At 72.7% G+C, this 18,059-nt stretch carries 16 protein-coding genes and 1 pseudogene; 6 read left to right on the forward strand and 11 right to left on the reverse strand.

The genetic code is table 11. The annotated features are described in order from the left end of the window. Window positions 1–45: 45 nt before the first annotated feature. On the forward strand, window positions 46–966 hold the full coding sequence (locus AB0F58_RS03905) for a DUF559 domain-containing protein (protein ID WP_357137498.1): 921 nt from the start codon (window positions 46–48) through the stop codon (window positions 964–966). Here the strand turns inward: AB0F58_RS03905 and paaE are convergent. Genes paaE through paaA form a run of 5 tightly spaced genes read right to left on the reverse strand, consistent with a single transcriptional unit; the run spans window position 954 to window position 4,639 of the window. Then, entirely contained in the window at window positions 954–2,069 is a 1,116-nt protein-coding gene (gene paaE, locus AB0F58_RS03910; RefSeq protein WP_357137499.1) for a 1,2-phenylacetyl-CoA epoxidase subunit PaaE, read from the reverse strand. The genes AB0F58_RS03905 and paaE overlap by 13 nt on opposite strands. Next, the gene (paaD, locus tag AB0F58_RS03915) at window positions 2,066–2,542 is read right to left on the reverse strand and encodes a 1,2-phenylacetyl-CoA epoxidase subunit PaaD (RefSeq protein ID WP_357137502.1); all 477 of its coding nucleotides are present in this window, start codon (window positions 2,540–2,542) and stop codon (window positions 2,066–2,068) included. Before paaD ends, paaE begins: the two co-directional genes overlap by 4 nt. Then, a complete protein-coding gene (gene paaC, locus AB0F58_RS03920) occupies window positions 2,536–3,288 on the reverse strand; it encodes a 1,2-phenylacetyl-CoA epoxidase subunit PaaC (protein WP_357137505.1) in 753 nt (250 codons plus the stop codon). Before paaC ends, paaD begins: the two co-directional genes overlap by 7 nt. Continuing rightward, window positions 3,285–3,572, reverse strand: coding sequence for a 1,2-phenylacetyl-CoA epoxidase subunit PaaB (gene paaB, locus AB0F58_RS03925; RefSeq protein ID WP_357137509.1), 288 nt, complete (start codon window positions 3,570–3,572; stop codon window positions 3,285–3,287). The genes paaC and paaB overlap by 4 nt, the downstream gene beginning before the upstream one ends. After that, window positions 3,569–4,639: a 1,2-phenylacetyl-CoA epoxidase subunit PaaA gene (gene paaA / locus AB0F58_RS03930; RefSeq protein WP_357137512.1), complete on the reverse strand. Its 1,071-nt coding sequence runs from the start codon at window positions 4,637–4,639 to the stop codon at window positions 3,569–3,571. Before paaA ends, paaB begins: the two co-directional genes overlap by 4 nt. A gap of 368 nt (window positions 4,640–5,007) precedes the next feature. On the opposite strand from paaA, the gene AB0F58_RS03935 reads away from it, so the two are divergent. Continuing rightward, window positions 5,008–5,946: a hypothetical protein gene (locus AB0F58_RS03935; RefSeq protein WP_357137515.1), complete on the forward strand. Its 939-nt coding sequence runs from the start codon at window positions 5,008–5,010 to the stop codon at window positions 5,944–5,946. Next, complete coding sequence (locus tag AB0F58_RS03940) at window positions 5,946–6,899, forward strand: hypothetical protein (protein ID WP_357137517.1); 954 nt, start codon at window positions 5,946–5,948, stop codon at window positions 6,897–6,899. Before AB0F58_RS03935 ends, AB0F58_RS03940 begins: the two co-directional genes overlap by 1 nt. Before the next feature lie 181 nt (window positions 6,900–7,080). Here the strand turns inward: AB0F58_RS03940 and AB0F58_RS03945 are convergent, their stop codons facing one another. Then, window positions 7,081–7,932: a menaquinone biosynthesis protein gene (locus tag AB0F58_RS03945; protein WP_357137520.1), complete on the reverse strand. Its 852-nt coding sequence runs from the start codon at window positions 7,930–7,932 to the stop codon at window positions 7,081–7,083. A 410-nt stretch (window positions 7,933–8,342) separates the two neighbouring features. Between AB0F58_RS03945 and AB0F58_RS03950 the strand changes: the two genes are divergently transcribed. Next, a complete protein-coding gene (locus AB0F58_RS03950; RefSeq protein WP_357137522.1) occupies window positions 8,343–10,439 on the forward strand; it encodes an AAA family ATPase in 2,097 nt (698 codons plus the stop codon). A 199-nt stretch (window positions 10,440–10,638) separates the two neighbouring features. Then, complete coding sequence (locus AB0F58_RS03955; RefSeq protein WP_357137524.1) at window positions 10,639–11,403, forward strand: VOC family protein; 765 nt, start codon at window positions 10,639–10,641, stop codon at window positions 11,401–11,403. A gap of 35 nt (window positions 11,404–11,438) precedes the next feature. On the opposite strand, the gene AB0F58_RS03960 is transcribed toward AB0F58_RS03955, so the two are convergent. The 4 genes and pseudogenes from AB0F58_RS03960 to AB0F58_RS03975 all read right to left on the reverse strand — a co-directional run. Next, a complete protein-coding gene (locus AB0F58_RS03960; RefSeq protein ID WP_357138675.1) occupies window positions 11,439–12,209 on the reverse strand; it encodes an ABC transporter ATP-binding protein in 771 nt (256 codons plus the stop codon). A gap of 110 nt (window positions 12,210–12,319) precedes the next feature. Then, the gene (locus AB0F58_RS03965) at window positions 12,320–13,438 is read right to left on the reverse strand and encodes an iron ABC transporter permease (RefSeq protein ID WP_357137526.1); all 1,119 of its coding nucleotides are present in this window, start codon (window positions 13,436–13,438) and stop codon (window positions 12,320–12,322) included. 32 nt (window positions 13,439–13,470) lie between these two features. Further along, window positions 13,471–14,409 (reverse strand): ABC transporter substrate-binding protein, encoded by a 939-nt coding sequence (locus AB0F58_RS03970; RefSeq protein ID WP_357137529.1) that lies wholly within the window; start codon window positions 14,407–14,409, stop codon window positions 13,471–13,473. A gap of 357 nt (window positions 14,410–14,766) precedes the next feature. Next, window positions 14,767–16,077, reverse strand: a pseudogene (locus AB0F58_RS03975) (M14 family metallopeptidase); the annotation flags it as partial. Between the two features lie 215 nt (window positions 16,078–16,292). Between AB0F58_RS03975 and AB0F58_RS03980 the strand changes: the two are divergent. After that, window positions 16,293–17,639: a C39 family peptidase gene (locus AB0F58_RS03980; protein WP_357137531.1), complete on the forward strand. Its 1,347-nt coding sequence runs from the start codon at window positions 16,293–16,295 to the stop codon at window positions 17,637–17,639. Window positions 17,640–17,713: 74 nt separating this feature from the next. Here the strand turns inward: AB0F58_RS03980 and AB0F58_RS03985 are convergent, their stop codons facing one another. Beyond that, window positions 17,714–18,019: a DUF4229 domain-containing protein gene (locus tag AB0F58_RS03985; protein WP_357137534.1), complete on the reverse strand. Its 306-nt coding sequence runs from the start codon at window positions 18,017–18,019 to the stop codon at window positions 17,714–17,716. Window positions 18,020–18,059 lie beyond the last annotated feature (40 nt).

An 18,059-nucleotide genomic window follows, 5' to 3' on the forward strand; every position in this document is an offset into this window, starting at 1 on the left:
ACAGGTGGCGGGTGAGGGCTGGGAGGGGCGGCGAGGATCCCCGGTGTGGCCGATGATCTGTATCGCTATCCAGAGTTGCGCTCCGCCGGCAACACCCGCGGTGCCGTGCGGCACGCCGTCGAGGCGGGACGTCTCCGCCGGGTGACCCGGGGGATCTACACCGGCTCGAACCGTGAACCCGGCGAGCAGGTGCGCGCGATGCTCATGCGGCTGCCAGCCGAGGCAGTGGTCGGTTTTCATACGGGAGCCCGCCTGCACGGGTTCGGTGACGTGCCGCAGGATGTGCTTCACGTGATCGTGCCGGCCGGCTCGGTCGTACCGAGAATCGCCGGGGTGACCGTCCACGAGGCGGTGCTGCCGGTACCCGATCCGGTGCTGCTCTCCGGCGTACCGACTGCCCCGGCCGCCCGTTGTGCCATCGACCTGGCCCGCACGCTGCGGCGGATCGAGGCGCTGCCCCTGCTCGATCTTGCGCTGCGATCCGGCGCCTGCCGGCCGGGCGACCTTGCGCAGGAAGTGACCCGACATGGCCGGTTGCGCGGCGTGCGTCAGGCTCGGCACCTCGTACCCCTGGCGGACGCCCGGTCGGAGTGCCGGCAGGAGAGCCAGCTCCGTCTCGTGCTCCTCGACGGCGGCCTGCCCCGGCCCGAGCCGCAGCTCTGGATCACCGACGAGTGGGGGCGCCCGACCTTCCGACTCGACCTGGGCTACCGCGCCCACCGGGTCGGCGTCGAGTACGACGGCAGGTCCCACCTGACCCGCGAGCGCCTCCGGAGCGACCGGGCCAGGATGAACTGGCTCTCGGCCCACGGCTGGACCATGCGCTACTTCACCGATCGGGACCTCTACCTCCGCCCGGATCACATAGTCCGAGAGGTCCGCCGAATCCTCCCGCCCCGGCCGACGGGACCCACCGTCGGCACCGGGGACCGGGGCTGGCGGTGGTCGACGTGTCAGGCGTCGTAGTCGATGACGACCTGATCGGTCGTCGGGGAGGACTGGCAGGTCAGGACGTAGCCGGCGGCCACCTCGTCCGGTTCCAGAGCGTAGTTGCGGGCCATCGACACCTCGCCGGAGACCACCTTCGCCCGGCAGGTCGAGCAGACCCCGCCCTTGCAGGCGTACGGCAGTTCGCCGCGCACCTTCAGGGCGGCGTCCAGGACCCGCTGCTCGCGGCCCATGGTGAAGGTCGACGCCCGCCCCTCCAGCAGGATGGTGACCTCGGCGCCGGTCCCCGGAGTGTCCGCCGGTCGGCGCGGCGGCTCCGGCGGCGCGTCCACGTGGAACAGTTCGGTGTGCACCGCTGCCGCCGGCACGCTCCGGTCGGCCAGCACCGCCTTCGCGTCGACCACCATGCCGTACGGGCCGCAGAGGAACCACTCGTCGATCGCTCCGCCCGGCACGACCGTGTCGAACAGCCGGCCCAGCCGGTCGGCGTCGACGCGGCCGGAGAGCAGGGGCGACTCGCCCGGCTCCCGGGAGAGCACGTGCACCAGGTGCAGCCGGGTGGGATGGCGGTCCTTCAGGTCGGCCAGCTCCTCGGCGAACATCACGGTGTTCGCCGTGCGGTTGCCGTACACCAGGGTGAACGTGCTGGCCGGCTCGACGGCCAGCGCGGTCGCGACCAGCGCGAGCACCGGGGTGATGCCCGACCCGGCGACCACCGCGCCGTAGTGTCGGGCCCGGTCCGGCGCGAACGCCGTGGTGAAGTGCCCCAGCGGTGGCAGCACCTCGACGGTGTCGCCGGAGCGCAGCGCGCCGCAGGCGTACGTCGAGAACGCCCCGCCCGGCACCTCCCGGACCCCGATCCGCAGCCGACCGTGCCGGGCCAGGTCGTCCGGCGTCGAGCAGATCGAGTACGACCTGCGCACGTCGGCGTCGTCGGTTCCGCCGTCGGGCAGCCGCACGGTGAGGTGCTGACCGGCGCGGAACGCGAAGGTGGCGCGCAGCTCCTCGGGCACCGCGAAGGTGATCGCCACGGCGTCCTCGGTGAGCCGGTCGACGGCGGCGACCGGCAGCGGGTGGAAGACCGGCCGACGACGGACCGGCCGGGTGATCGTGACAGTCACAGCGCCTTCAGGTGGTCGAAGGGTTCACGGCAGGATCGGCAGCGCCACAACGCCTTGCAGGCGGTGGAGCCGAACCGGCTGACCTGCTCGGTCTCCGGCGACCCGCACTGCGGGCAGCGGACGGCCAGGGTCAGCGGCACGGCTACGCCGCCACGGGTCGGAGCCGGCGGGGCGATGCCGGCGGCGGCGAGCTTGGCCCGCCCGGCCTCGGAGATCCAGTCGGTGCTCCACGCGGGGGCAAGCACCGTGCGGACCTCGGTGTCGGGATGGCCGGCGGCGACCAGCGCGCGACGGATGTCGGCGCGGATGACGTCCATCGCCGGGCACCCGGTGTAGGTGGGGGTGATGGTCACCACCACCCGGCCGGTGGTCGGGTCCTCCTCCACCGAGCGCAGGATGCCGAGGTCGTCGATGGTGACCACCCGGATCTCCGGGTCCACCACCGCCGCCACCGCCTCCCACACACCTACCACTGGGCACCCGGGTGGGCGCGGTGCAGCACCTGCATCTCGGCGAGCAGGTAGGACAGGTGCTCGGTGTGCACGCCGTCGCGTCCGCCGGACGGACCCCAGCCGTCCGCCGGGCGGGTCAGCGTCGCCTCGGCGAGCACCGCCTCCACCGTCTTCAGCCACTGGTCCCGCAGGGTCGACGGGGCGGCGGCCAGCCCGGCCGCGTCCAGCCGGGCGGTCGGCTCGTCGGTGGCGAACAGCTCGTGGGTGTACGGCCAGATCTCGTCCACGGCGACCTGCATCCGCCGGTGCGACTCCTCGGTGCCGTCGCCGAGCCGCCGCACCCAGAGCGCGGCGTGGTCGAGGTGGTACGCGGACTCCTTGCGCGCCTTCGCGGCGATCGCGTGCAGCCGCTCGTCGGTGGAGGCCACCAGCCACTCGTAGAGCAGCCGCTGGTAGGCGGCGAGGAAGAGCAGCTTCGCCATGGTCACCGCGAAGTCGCCGTTGGGCAGCTCGACCAGGAGGCAGTTGCGGAACTCCCGGTCGTCGCGGAGGAACGCCAGCGCGTCCTCGTCCCGCCCGGCACCCTCCAGCTCACCGGCGTAGGTCAGCAGCAGCCGGGCCGCGCCGAGCTGGTCGAGGGCGATGTTGGCGAGCGCGACGTCCTCCTCCATCTCCGGTGCCCGGGTGGTCCACTCGGCGAGGCGCTGCGCGGCGACCAGGGCGTCGTCGCCGAGCCGGAGGGTGAACTCGAAGAGGTCGCGGTTCACAGGTGGGCCACCCCGTCCGGCACCTGGTAGAAGGTGGGGTGACGGTAGACCTTGTCGGCCGCCGGGTCGAAGAAGGCGTCCTTCTCGTCCGGGCTGGACGCGGTGATCGCGCCGGCCGCGACCACCCAGATCGAAACCCCCTCCTGCCGCCGGGTGTAGAGGTCCCGGGCGTTGCGCAGGGCCACCTCGGCGTCGGGGGCGTGCAGGCTGCCGACGTGCGTGTGCGACAGGCCGCGCCGGGCGCGCACGAACACCTCCCACAGCGGGGACAGTTCCTGGCTCATGCGGCGACCTGCTCCTTCTTCCGCTCCGCCTGCTTGGCCGCGTACGCCGTGGCGGCCTCGCGCACCCAGGCCCCCTCGGTGTGGGCGCGGCGGCGGTGTTCGATCCGCTGCCGGTTGCACGGTCCCTCACCCTTGATGACCCGCATCAGCTCGGCGTAGTCGGGCTGGGTGTAGTCGTACGCCTGCCGCTCCTCGTTCCAGCGCAGGTCGTCGTCGGGGAGGGTGAGGCCGAGGATGCCGGCCTGCTGCACGCACATGTCGACGAAGCGCTGCCGCAGCTCGTCGTTGGAGAAGCGCTTGATCTTCCAGGCCATGGACTGCGCGGAGTGGGTGGAGTCGCCGTCCGGCGGACCGAACATGGCCAGGGACGGGTACCACCAGCGATCGACGGCGTCCTGCGCCATCGCCTTCTGCCCCGGTGTGCCGTGCGCGAGGACGTGCAGGATCTCGAAGCCCTGCCGCTGGTGGAAGGACTCCTCCTTGCAGACCCGGATCATCGCCCGCGCGTACGGGCCGTACGAGCAGCGGCACAGCGGCACCTGGTTGACGATCGCCGCGCCGTCCACCAGCCAACCGATCGCGCCGACGTCCGCCCAGGTCAGCGTCGGGTAGTTGAAGATCGAACTGTACTTCTGCCGGCCGGAGACGAGCAGGTCGACCAACTCGTCCCGGCTGACCCCGAGAGTCTCGGCGGCGGAGTAGAGGTAGAGCCCGTGCCCGGCCTCGTCCTGGACCTTGGCCAGCAGGATCGCCTTGCGCTTGAGCGAGGGGGCGCGGCTGATCCAGTTCCCCTCCGGCTGCATGCCGATGATCTCGGAGTGGGCGTGCTGGGCGATCTGCCGGATCAGCGTCTTCCGGTACGCCTCGGGCATCCAGTCGCGGGGCTCGATCTTCTGGTCGGCCCTGACCATCTCGGCGAAGTACGCCTCCAGGTCGGCTCCGGGTGGAGCGCCGTCGGGACGCCCGCGGGCGGCGGCCTCCCGCAGGGCCGCCTCCGCTGCCTCGACCTGATCGAGCAGGCCCCCGCCGGGTGCCTCGTCCGGGTTCGCGAAGTCGTTGCCGTACACGGGTCAAGTGTTACAGCTCCCCGCAGCGGGCGCCAGAGGGATGTAACAGCGATCGGAACTGCGCGGCCGACGTCCGGCCGGCCGCCTGCCGGGGGATCCGGTGGGGGAACCGCCCGACAGTGGGGCATGTCACAGAAAGTGAGCTGGACAAAGTGGGTCAATGCGCCAGATGTCCTGGTTTTCCGGCGCGCCCACAGCGCACGGGTTCCGGCGCGCCCCGGTTCCGGACGTAGACTTTGCCGGTCACACCGATCGGCAACGGGCCTTCGCCGTCCTCGACCGGCCGCTTCCCCCGGCCCCGGCCGTCCCGCCGACGTACATCGGAAAAGCTGGTTCCCCCGGCCTGACTTCTGGGAGTTCGCCCGCTCATGCGTCCCCGCGTGACCCTGGTGCTCGCCATTCTGGCGGTTCTGCTCGGCGGCGGCATGCTGGTCCCCGCCGCCTACGCCCGCCTCTCCGATGACGACGGCGGCTCGGGTGGTGACACCGAGAGCGTCGCGGCTCCGCCGCCCGCCGCGCCGCAGCCGCCCACCCTGACGCACGCCTCCGTGTCGGTGCCCTTCGACGGCAAGTACTTCTCCTGGGCGCTGATGGACCGGGAGACCGGCACCATCTCGGGCGCGAAGAACCTCACCACCACGAACTCCACCGAGTCGATGATCAAATCGTGGATCGTCGCCGACTACCTGCGCCGGCTCGGTGACAAGCCGCTCTCCGGCGAGCGGCGCAAGCAGGCCGTGGTCGCCATCCGGAACAGCAACGACACCGCTGCCCAGTCGCTCTACCAGGCGGGCGGCAGCGGAGCCGTCCTCGAACGGCTGATCAGCGTGTGCAAGCTGACCGACACCCGGCTCGACCCGAGGGCCCGGTGGGCGTACACCCAGATGTCGCCCCGGGACGCGGTCCGGATGGGCGACTGCATCGCCGACGGCACGGCCGCCGGCCCGAAGTGGACGCCGTTCCTGATGAAGGAGATGGCCAGCGTCCAGGGCACCACCGCCCCCGAGGACCAGCAGCTCAAGGAGGGCGGCGGCCGGTGGGGAATCATCGACGGCCTGCCCCCGTCGATCACCACGCAGGGCCCGGTCAGCATCAAGAACGGCTGGACGATGCTCTGGGCGGACCTCCAGTGGCACCTGAACTGCCTGGCCGTGACCGACAAGTGGAGTCTCGCGGTGATGATGCGGTACCCGAAGGACCACGGGCTGGACTACGGCGCGCAGGTCTGCCAGAGCGTGACCACCCAGCTCGTCACCCCGCAGCCGGGTGCCGCGCTCAAGGTCCCGCAGCCGGTGGTGAAACCCTGATGGCGGGCAACCGCCGGCGCAACCGGCCGGGAGACGGTGATCCCTCGCCGCTGCGGCTGCTCGGCGTCGCCGTCGTCCTGATCGGGCTGGTGCTGGTCGCCCTCCGGCTGCTGCCCGGATCGCCGTTCGAGTCGGATGCCGCCGCCCGCTGGGGCGTCAGCGACGACCCCGCCGGCCGGGTCGCCGACGAGGCCACCGACCGCAGTGCCCGCGACACGCCGAGCCCGACCCCCTCGCCCGAGCCACCGCCGCTGCCGCTGCGCCCCACCGAGGTCACGCTGGACGCCGAGGGCTGGTGGAGCTGGAGCCTGCTGGACACCCGCACCGGCGAGGTCGCCGGCTCGGCGAACATGAGCGAGACCAACACCACCGCCTCGCTGATCAAGGCCTGGATCGTCGCGGACTACCTGCGCCGAGCCGACGAGGCCGACCGGACGGTGAGCGAGGCGAAGCTCGCCGACGCCACCAGGATCATCCGGGACAGCGACAACACCCGGACGCAGCAGTTCTACGAAGCCCTCGGCGGCGAGCCGTCGATCAAGCGGTTGATCGCCACGTGCAAGTTGACCGACAGCAGCCCGGCCGCCGACGGGGGCTGGAGCCGGACCAACCTCTCCGCACGCGACACCGCCCGGATGGGGGCCTGCATCGCCGACGGCCGGGCCGCCGGGCCGGAGCGGACCGACTGGCTTCTCAACGAGATGAAGCTGGTCCGGGGCACCGGTGACTTCGGCATCCGCAAGGCGTTCCCGACCGCCGAGCAGAAGCGGATCGCCATCAAGAACGGCTGGGTCGACCGGACCCGCGAGCAGGAGATCCACGTCAACTGCCTGGCCATCGGCGACGGCTGGACCATGGGCGTGATGGTCCGCTACCCGATCAACCTGGGCTACGAGTACGGCATGGCGAACTGCGAGAAGGTCGCCGAGCAGCTGCGGGCGGCCGCCGCCTGACCTCGTCGGACGACCGTCAGGTCGGTCGGGCCGGTCAGGTGGGTCAGGTCGGTCGGGTGAGCCGGGCCGGTCCGGTGGGTCAGGTCGGCCGGGTGGGTCAGGTCGGCCGGGTGGGTCAAGTCGGTCGGGTGGGTCGGGTCGGTCGGCGAGGAGCGCCGGGCCGTCGGGGCGGCTGTCCGGGTCAGCCGGCGAAGAACTCCGGGCCGCCGCTCGGCAGCGCCGGGGCCTCGCCGGCCTCGGCGGCACGGCGGGCGAACTCCCGCAGCCCCGCGACCTGGCGCTCGCCGAGGGAGAAGTCCAACACCCGGAAGTACGACGCCAGCGTCTCCGCGTCGAACGGCTCCCACCGGGCCGCGGAGGCCGCGACCTCGTCCAGCTCGGCCAGGCAGAGGTCGCGCGAGCGCAGGAAGGCCTCGTGCACCTCCTTGACCAGGCCCGGGTGGGCGGCGGCGAAGTCCCGGCGTACCGCCCAGACGGCGAAGACCATCGGCAGGCCGGTCCACTCCCGCCAGGCCTGCCCGAGGTCGGTCACCGCCAGCCCCCGGCGCGGGGCCTCGTACAGAGCGCGCAGCGCCACGTCGCCGATCAGCACCCCGGCGTCGGCCTCCAGCAGCATCTGGGTCAGGTCGGGTGGGCAGCGGAAGTACTCGGGTCGCACCCCGTAGCGCTCGCCGAGCAGCAGTTGGGCCAGCAGCACCCCGGTCCGCGAGGTGGAACCGAGGGCCACCCGGCGGCCGTCCAGCTCGGCCAGTGGCCGGGTCGACACCACGTTGACCGAGAGCACCGGGCCGTCGCTGCCCACCGCCAGGTCGGGCAGGAGCAGCAGGTCGTCGGCGTGGCGCAGGTACTCCACGTGCGAGATGGGGCCGATGTCCAGGTCACCGGCGACCAGGGCCGCGCTGAGCCGGTCCGGCGAGTCCTTGTGCAGGTCGACGTCGATCAGGGCACCCGAGCGCATCAGGCCCCAGTAGATCGGCAGGCAGTTGAGGAACTGGATGTGCCCGACCCGGGGGCGTGCGACGCGGTCAACCATGCCCCGACCGTATCCCCGCCGGGAACGGCCGGCTCACCGGGCGGGGCGGGGAGTGGGCAACCCCGCACCTACGGCACCGTCCGGGGCCGGGCGGTGCCGGCGCTCGGCCCGTTACCGCGCGGGCGACCGGCACCGCCGCCCTGACCAGGACCATCAGGCAGCAGACGCGGAGGGGGAGGGCATTTCGCGGAACTAGTTGCGCGCCTCCGGTCGGGACAACCGGTTGATCCGCGACGGTCACCGCCGCGACGGGCGGAATATCTGCCGCCGTGCCGGGCCCCGGGGCGTAGACTCCTCGTTCCCGCCGACGGCCGCGGTGATCGAGCACCGCAGCGGACGTCCCGCGCCGACCCAGCCGGTCGGAAACGCGAGCGGCAGTGTCTTCTCCCCCGTGTCGAGGAGTACGTCGGATGTCCCTGCACGCCCCCGTGTCCCTGGCGGACGAACTCGCCGCCGAGCAGTCCCACCTGGCCGCGTCCCGTACGGCACTGCGCCGGATGCGCGAACGCGCCGAGGTCCTCTTCGCCGGCGGCGACAAGGTCGCCGGCGACGCGTACACGGCTGAGCAGCTCGGCCGGCACATGGCCCGACGGGTCGCGGAACTCGCCGACGACCCCACCACCCCGCTCTTCTTCGGTCGGCTCGACTTCGGCGGGACGGCCGACGGGGAGCACAGCGGCGGGACGGCCGACGGGGAGCACAGCGGCGGCAGCGACCCGGAGCATGCCGGGCACCGCTACCACGTCGGGCGGCGGCACGTCAGCGACGAGGCCGGCGAGCCGCTGGTGCTGGACTGGCGGGCCCCGGTGTCGCGGTCCTTCTACCGGGCCAGCGCCCGCGACCCGCAGGGCGTGGCGGTCCGTCGCCGGTTCGGCTTCAGTGGCGGCACGCTGACCAGCTTCGAGGACGAGCGCCTCGACCGGGGCGAGGAACTCGGCACCACCAGCCGGATCCTCACCGCCGAGATCGAGCGGCCACGCGTCGGGCCGATGCGGGACATCGTCGCCACCATCCAGCCCGAGCAGGACGAACTGGTCCGCGCCGACCTGGCCGACTCGATCTGCGTGCAGGGGGCACCGGGCACCGGCAAGACGGCGGTCGGCCTGCACCGGGCCGCGTACCTGCTCTACCTGCACCGGGAGCGGTTGCGCCGCTCCGGCGTCCTGATCGTCGGGCCGAACCGGGCGTTCCTGTCGTACATCGCGGCGGTGCTGCCGGCCCTCGGCGAGGTGGAGGTGGAACAGGCCACCGTGGAGGACCTGGTCGACCGGGTCACCGTCCGGGCGGTCGACGACCCGGCGGTGGCGACGCTCAAGCACGACGCACGGATGGCGGAGGTGCTGCACCGGGCGGTCCGGTCGCACGTGGGCGGGCCGACCGAGCCGATCGTGGTCTCGGACGGGTCGTTCCGCTGGCGGATCGGGTCGGACCCGCTGCACCGGGTGGTCGAGGAGACCCGCCGGGAGAGGTTGCCGTACGCCACCGGACGGGAACGGGTCCGGGCCCGGGTGGTCGGGCTGCTGCAACGGCAGGCCGAGGCCCGGCGGGCCGAGTCCCCGGGCGACGCCTGGCTGCGCCGGATGGGGAAGGCCCGGCCGGTCACCGCGTTCCTCGACGCGGTATGGCCGGCGCTCACCCCGGAGGGGCTGGTGCACCGGCTGCTCGCCGACCCGCACCTGCTCGCCGAGGCGGCTGACGGCCTGCTCACCCCGGCCGAACAGGCCCTGCTCAGCTGGGCGAAGCCGGCCCGGACCCCGAAGGCGACCCGGTGGAGCGCCGCCGACGCGGTCCTCGTCGACGAGGCCGCCGGCCTGATCGAACGACCCACCGGCTACGGACACGTGGTGGTGGACGAGGCCCAGGACCTCTCCCCGATGCAGTGCCGGGTCATCGCCCGGCGCAGCGAACACGGCTCGATCACCCTCCTCGGCGACCTGGCCCAGGGCACTGCCCCGTGGGCCGCCACCGACTGGCGGGAGACCCTGGCGCACCTGGGCAAGCCGGACGCGGTGGTGGTCCCGCTGACCGTCGGATTCCGGGTGCCGGCCGTGGTGGTGGCGTTCGCCAACCGACTGCTCCCGGCGCTCGCCGTGGACGTACCGCCGGCCCGGTCGCTGCGCCGCGACGGTGCGCTCGACGTGCGTACCGTGACCGACCTGACGGCGGCGACGGTGGCCGAGGTGCGTGCGGCGCTCGCCCATGACGGTTCGGTCGGGGTCATCGCCGCCGACGACACGGTCGACGCCCTGCGCGCCGCCCTCGACGCCGCCGGTGTGCCGAGCGTCGGCGTGGACGACGTCGAGGCTGCCGCGAGGGTCACCGTCGTCCCGGCCACCCTGGTCAAGGGCTTGGAGTACGACCACGTGGTGGTCGTCGAGCCGACGGCGATCGTCGCCGCCGAGCCGCGTGGCCTGCACCGCCTCTACGTGGTGCTCACCCGGGCGGTGTCCCGCCTCGCCGTCCTGCACACCACTCCCCTGCCCGCCCCCCTCACCGAGCCGGCCTAGCGCAACGGGCTCACCCCGGGGAGCCGCGACGGTCGTCGCCCACGCCCGACCACCTGGGCGTACCGACGGGACGAGGGTCGCCGCTTCGGTGAGGCGCCGACCCTGACGTTCTGACCGGTTCCCCGGACGGGGTGCGGTCGCCGGTGTGAGGATGCCGGCAGGGCGTGCCGCGGGGTACGCCCCGGCGAGAGGGGGTCCGGTGCGCGGCACCGTTCCGCCGGGTACGCCTTGCTGGACCGACCTGGCCACCCCCGACCTGGCGGACGCACGGCGCTTCTACCCGGAGCTGTTCGGCTGGACGGCGCACGTCTCGCCGGAGCCCGACGCGCAGGGGTACACGACCTTCCGGCACGACGGCCGGACGGTCGCCGGGGCGGGCCCGCCGGCCGCCCCCGACCAGGTGCCGATCTGGTCCACCTACGTGGCCACCGACGACGCGGACCTGCTCGCCGGGCGGGTCACCGCAGCGGGTGGCCTGGTGTTCGTCCCACCGTTCGAGGTCTTCGACCAGGGCCGGATGGCGGTCTTCAGCGACCCGGCCGGGGCGGTGCTCTCGGTCTGGCAGCCGATGGCCATGCCCGGCGCGGAGCTGCTCGGTGCCCCGGGCGCGATGGCCTGGAACGAACTGGTGACCCCCGACCCGGAGGGGGCGAAGGTCTTCTACGAGCTGGTCTTCGGCTGGCAGCCGGAGGACCAGCCGACGGACGGCCGGTACACCGGCTGGCGGCTCGGCGACCGGATCGTCGCGGGGATGATGCCGCCGCTCGGCGACGGGTTCCCGGCCGACCTGCCGGCGTACTGGGCGGTGTACTTCGCGGTGGCCGACGCCGACACGACCGCCGACCGGGCCGTCCGGCTCGGTGGGGAGGTCCTGGTGCCACCCCGGGACAGCCGGTCCGGCCGGTACGCCGCGCTCCGTGACCCGCAGGGTGCCCTCTTCGCCGTCATCACGCCCGGCGGCTGACGGTCGACCCGGCTGACGGTCGACCCGGCTGACGGTCAGGGCGTGGTGGAGGGCGACCGGGTGGGACGGACCGGCACCACCAGCGGACCGTGGGTGCCGTCGACGACCCGGACCCGGGCCCGGTAGTGGGTGGCGAGCAGTTCCTCGGTGAGCACCTCGCGGGGAGTGCCGGTGGCCACCGCCCGGCCGTCGGCGACCAGCACCAGCCGGTCGGCGTACTCGCCGGCGACGGTGAGGTCGTGCATGGTGGCGAGCACGGTCAGCCCGTGCGCGTGCCGGAGCTGGTCGACCAGCTCCAGCACCTCCTGCTGGTGCCCGATGTCCAGCGCACTGGTCGGCTCGTCGAGCAGCAGCAGCGTGGCCCCCTGCGCCAACGCCCGGGCCAGGAAGACCCGCTGCCGTTCCCCGCCGGAGAGGGTGGCCAACTCGCGGCGGGCGAAACCGACCAGGTCCAACCGGTCCAGCACCTCGTGCACGGCGGTCAGGTCGGCGGCGGACTCCCGGCCCAGCGGCGGGACGTACGGGGTCCGCCCGAGCAGCACGTAGTCGAAGACCGACATGCCGGCCGGTACGGCCGGGGACTGGGCGACCGTGGCGACCACCCGGGCCCGGTCCCGGCGGCGCAGGGCGGCGCTGGGCGTACCGAACAGGTCGATGGTGCCGGACGCGGGCAGCAGACCGCCGACGGCGCGCAGCAGGGTGGACTTGCCCGCGCCGTTCGGACCGATCACGGTCACCCACTCCCCGGCGGCGACGGTCAGGTCGACCCCGGTGAGGATCGGAACCCCGTCCAGGCTGACGTGCAGCCCCCGTACCTCGACGGCGGGGCCCGCCCCGGCACTCCCCGAGCGGTCGGCACCCGACCGGGCCGCCGGGGGACGGCCGGTGCCCGCGGCGGGGGCGGGCCGGGCGGCGCTCACGTCAGCACCCGCCGGGCGGTACGCAGCACCAGCACGAAGAACGGGCCGCCGAGCAGGGCGGTGACCACCCCGATCGGCACCTCGGCGGGGGCGGCGGCGGTCCGGGCCACCACGTCGGTCAGCGCCAGGAAGGCCCCGCCGAAGAGCATCGACAGCGGCAGGATCGCCCGGTAGCTGGCACCGGCGAGCAGCCGGACGGTGTGCGGCACGATGATCCCCACGAAGCCGATCAGCCCGGAGGCGGAGACGGCGGCGGCGGTGCCGAGCGAGGCGGCGGCGATCAGCAGGTACCGGGAGCGCTGCGGGTGCAGGCCGAGGCTGCTCGCCTCGTCGTCGCCGAGGGCGAGCACGTCGAGTTCACGCCGGTGCAGCAGCACCACCCCGGCGGTCAGCGCGAAGTAGGGCAGCACCAGCAGCACGTCGTGCCAGCCGGCGGTGGCCAGCCGCCCGAGCAGCCAGGAGTAGACCTGCTGGATGTTGTCGGAGTTGCGTTGCAACAGGTAGGTCTGGCCGGCGGAGAGGAACGCCGAGACCGCCACCCCGGCCAGGATCAGGGTCGCCGGGGAGCGGTCGCGGCCCCCGGCGGCGCCGAGCAGGTACGTCATCGCCACCGCCCCGAGCGAGCCGACGAAGGCGGCCAGCGGGATGGTGAACGGCAGCCGGCTCAGCGTGCCGTCGGTGCCGCCGAGGGCGATCACCGCAGTGACCGCCAGCCCCGCACCGGCCGCAACCCCGAGCAGGTACGGGTCGGCCAGCGGGTTACGGAACACACCCTGGTAGCAGCCGCCGGCCAGGGCGAGCAGGCCACCGACGAGCAGGCCGAGCACGGCGCGGGGCAGGCGCAGCTCGGTGACGATGGCGATCTCGCGTTCGGTGAGCCCGCTGTCGAGGCGTACCCCGGGTAAGAGATTGAGCAGTTCGACGGCGACGCTGCCGGGCGGCAGGCTGACCGCGCCGAACGACACCCCGGCGATGAGCGCGACGAGCACCGCGAGGACCCCGGCGGCCAGCCAGGGCAACCGCAGCCCGGCCGGCCGCACCGCCGCCCGACCGGCCGAGGCTGTGCGCGCCCTGCCCCCGTGTGCCGAGGGGTCCCCGGTTACCGCTTCAGGCATGGGAGGGGACCCCTGCTACCGACCCGGCACGGTCACGCGACCGGTGCCTTGGCGACGGCGTCCACGATCGCGCGGAGCAGGTCGACCACGCGCGGCCCCCACCGTGAGGCGATGTCGTCGTCGAGCGGGACGACCTGGTTGTTCTTCACCGCGGTGATGCCGGCCCAGCCGCCGCGCGCGGCCACCGTCTGCGCGCTCTGCTGGCAGCACTTGGTGTCGGCCAGGAAGATGAGGTCCGGGTCCGCCTTGACGATGATCTCCTGCGAGAGCTGCGGGTAGCCGCCGCTCTTGCCGTCGGCGTCGGAGGCGTCGGCGATGTTCTCCAGCCCGACCAGCGCGTACAGCGAGCCGATGTAGGTCTTGCTGGTCGCGGTGTACAGCTCCGGGCCCAGCTCGTGGTAGTAGGTGAGCTTCTCGGCGCGCTTCGGCAGGTCCGTGACCAGCTTGGCGATGTCGTCCTTCATCCGCCGGGTCAGGTCGGCCGCCCCGTCGACCTGGCCGGTGAGCTGGCCCACCTCGCCGAGCTGCCGGTAGGTGTCGTCCAGGTTCTGGGCCGCCGGAAGGATGTGGACCGGGATCTTCAGCGCGGTGAGCTGGTCGACGATCTTGTTCCTGTCGTCGGAGAGCAGGACGAGGTCCGGGCTCTTCGCGGAGATCGCCTCCGCGTTGGGCTGGAAGCCGGAGAGGTCGGTCTTCGGCGCCTCCGGCGGGTGGTTCGACTGCTCGTCGACCGCGGTGACCTGCGGGCCCGCCCCGACGGCGAAGAGCATCTCGGTGACGGCGGCGGAGAGCGAGACGATCTTCTCGGGCCGCTTCTCCAGGGTCAGCTTGCCCACCGTGACCGGGAACTGTCCGGCCGCACCGCTCGCGCCGGGAGTCGGCTCGTCGCGGTCCGGATCGGCGCAGGCACCGAGCGCGAGCGCGGTGACCGCGAGCGCCACGGTGAGGAGTCGAGGGGTACGTCGTGTCACTTGGCCTCCTGTCGGTCGAGGAGTGTGCTTCGCCGACAGGGGCCGAGAGCCCGACCGCCCGCGAGGCGCCCTTCCTCGAGAGCGCGGGTCGCGACCCTCCGAGGCGGCCTGGCTCGTCCTTTCGCCCGGCTCGGCCGGTGACCCGGCGTCGAGCGGCGGCCCGGCCCGGAGGTCGGAACGGACCGGCCGGAAGGCCGGGGCGGAAGGCGTCACAGTTGCGGGACAGCGCCGGGTTCGAACCGGCTTCGCTGCGGGTGGTCCGGGGGAACGGTAGCGCACCACGAACGGAGAGGGCGGACCGGTGGTCGGCCCGCCCTCTCGACTCAGCTGGTCAGAGCGTTACTAGCAGTAGGTCGTCTGCTTGCCGATGGCCCGGTACGGGCAGTCGGCGTACTCGCTGAGCAACAGGACCGCGTCCTTGTTCCGGGTGGTCTCGCGCGGGATCACCTCGTCGGGCGGGTAGAAGCCGCCACCGGTGGCACCGCGCGGGTACATCTCGAAGGTGTACGCCCAGATCTTGTGCTGCCCCCACATCCAGTCGATGCTGTCGCCGTCGGTGATGTAGAGGTCACTGGACTGCTGCGGGGTGTAGCCGTTGAGGTTCGCCATCTGCTGACCGATGGTGGCGAAGGTGTTGTACTGGTCGGTGGTCATCCCCGGGGCGGTGTTGTTGTACGTGTAGCCGAACGGCCAGAGCACCAGCTCCGAGTACGAGTGGAAGTCGATGTTCGCCTTGATCTGCTGGACCCCGCCGATCACGCGGCTGTTGACGAAGTTGCGGAACGCCGTGGTCTCCGGGGCGGAGAACGCCGACGGGCCCCGGTAGGTCTCCGACGCCGGCGAGCTGGACGAGCCGCCGCAGCAGCCCCACTGGAAGCCCCAGTTCCGGTTGAGGTCGGTGCCGACGTACCGCGAACCGGTGTTCGGCTGCCGGTTCTTCCGCCAGGAACGGTACGAGCCGGTGGCGATGTCGTACTCGCTGCCGTCCGGGTTCACGGTCGGGATGATCCACAGCTCCCGGCTGTTCACCACGTTGGTGACCCGCGAGTCGCTGCCGTAGCTGTCGGTGAAGAGGTTGAGCAGGTAGATCGCCATCTCGACGGTCAGGTGCTCCCGGGCGTGCTGCTGCGCGTTGATCACGATCTCCGGCTCGTTCTCGTCGGTGCCGACGTTGTCGGAGATCTTCACCGCCATCAGGTCGCGGCCCTCGTACGACCGACCGATGCTGATCTTGCTGGCGATGGTCGGGTGGTCGGCGACCACCTTGTTGACCACCGCGGTCAGCTCGGCGTAGTCGTGGTAGTTCGAGTCGGCGGGCGGGAAGGCGGCGGCGCCGACGTCCGACGACTCGTGGGAGTGGTCGTGCGGGGCGGTCACCGGCGCGAGCGTGAAGCCGAGCTTGGTGATCGCGGCGACCTCGGCCCTGGTGGCCGAGATCGTCAGCCGACCGTGGTCGACGTTGTCGATGGACGCGCCGGTGCGGGCCACTGCCGTGCGGTCGGCCAGGGTGCGCGGGCCGAGCACCTCGTACTGCTCGGCGGCCGGCGCGGACCGGTCGGCGCGGGGCTCGGCGGACACCGGTCCGGTGACGACGGCGAAGAGCCCCACCGCGGCACTGACGGCGAACACCACCCCACGGCGGAGCGGGACGGACTTTCGGATGGCCATGCCAACCTCCTGACGGCGCGGAGTGTCTCCGCGGGTGGATCACACTTCACCACTGGCTACATGGTCATATCAATATTGACAGCTATCTCTTTCATGCCAAGCGCATCCTCGCATCGGCAAAAATTTTCCCCTCAATGGACATCTGGCGAAACTTCCCGCCGAACGGGATAGTGAAAGCCGACGATGTACCACCTCCTACCAGCAGCGGAGCTTCCATGGCCGGACCACGTCTGCGCGCGGTCGCCGTCGTCGGCGTCACCGCGTTCGCCCTCCTCGCCAGCACCGCCACCGCCACCGTCGCGGCCCCGGGTGCCGACCGCAGGGGACAGACCACCCACGACGAACAGATCACCTGGCAGGACTGGACCGGGCCGGGCGAGTGGCGGCGGGGCAGCACCGCCGGCACGGTCGTCACCCCGGCCGGGCTCACCCTCGGCATCCCGGCCGGCACCACCACCTACCAGGACCCGCACACCGGCACCACCCGCACCTGGGCGTACGGCACGTGGACCTCGCCGGTCACCCGGATCGGCTTCGACGCGAGCGAGATGATCGCCTCCTGGAACGCGACCACCCCGGCCGGCACCTGGATCCAGGTCGAGGTGCAGGGCCGCTACGCCGACGACGTCCAGACCCCGTGGTACGTCATGGGTCGCTGGGCCTCGGGGGACGCCGACATCCGGCGGGCCAGCGTCGACGACCAGGGGGACGGGCGTTCCGACGTCTGGACCGACACCCTCTCCGTCCGGAACGCGGCGACCGCACCGCTGCTGCGCGAGTACCAGCTCCGGCTGACCCTGTACCGGGCGACCGACCAGTGGGTGTCCCCGGTGGTACGGATGGCCGGCGCGATGAGTTCACACGTCCCCGACCGGTTCACCGTCACCCCGAGCGCCGGGCGCATCGCCTGGGGCGTCGAGCTGCCGGTGCCCCGGTACTCGCAGATGGTCCACTCCGGCCACTACCCCGAGTACGACGGCGGTGGTCAGGCCTGGTGCTCGCCCACCTCGACCGAGATGGTGGTGGAGTACTGGGGCCGCCGGCCCAGCGCCCGGGACACCGCGTGGGTCGACCCGACGTACCCGGACCCGACGGTGAACCACGCCGCCCGGATGGTCTACGACTACACCTACGCGGGGGCCGGCAACTGGCCCTTCAACACCGCGTACGCGGCCAGCTTCCGGGGCCTGGAGGGACGCGTCACCCGACTGCACTCGCTGGACGAGCTGGAGCGATTCATCGCCGCCGGCATCCCGGTGGTGACCAGCCAGTCCTTCCTGGCCAGCGAACTCGACGGGGCGAACTACGGCACCGCCGGCCACCTCTTCGTGGTGGTGGGCTTCACCGCCGACGGTGACGTGATCGTCAACGACCCGGCGTCGTCGAGCAACGACGTGGTGCGCAACGTCTACAAGCGGGAGCAGTTCGAGCAGATCTGGCTGCGGACCAAGCGGACCACGGCCAGCGGTGGCGTCGCCGGCGGCCCCGGGGGCATCGCCTACCTGATCAAGCCGGTCGACCGCCCCTGGCCGGCCCGCCCGGCCGGCTCCACCAACTGGTAGTCGGTCACCGGTCGCATCGTCGGGGTCCGCCCGGCCCGGTCCGCCGGGCCGGGCGGACCCCGACGGTTACGCGGTCAGCGGCGGGGCTCGTCGGTGGACGGGGCGTCCGGCCCCGCCCCCCGCGTGCTGTCGGCCTGGTCCTCGCCGGCCAGGGCGGAGCGGAGCCGCTCCTTCTCGGTCCGGCGGCGGTCGGCCGCGGTCGCCATCTCCTCGGCCATCTCGTCCCGCCAGCCGCGCAGCAGGAAGAAGGCGAGCGCGGCGGAGAAGGCCAGCGCCACCATCAGCTTGATGAAGATGTTCAGCTCGACCGGCCAGAGGGCGAGCAGCACGACAGTGAACAGCCCGATCCGGCCCAGCGTGTACTTGCCCGCCGCGCTCACGTTCCCACTCCGTTCTCCCGCGCCGGACGGGTGCCCGGCG

It is taken from the genome of Micromonospora sp. NPDC023956 (assembly GCF_040639195.1).
Taxonomy (GTDB): Bacteria; Actinomycetota; Actinomycetes; order Mycobacteriales; family Micromonosporaceae; genus Micromonospora.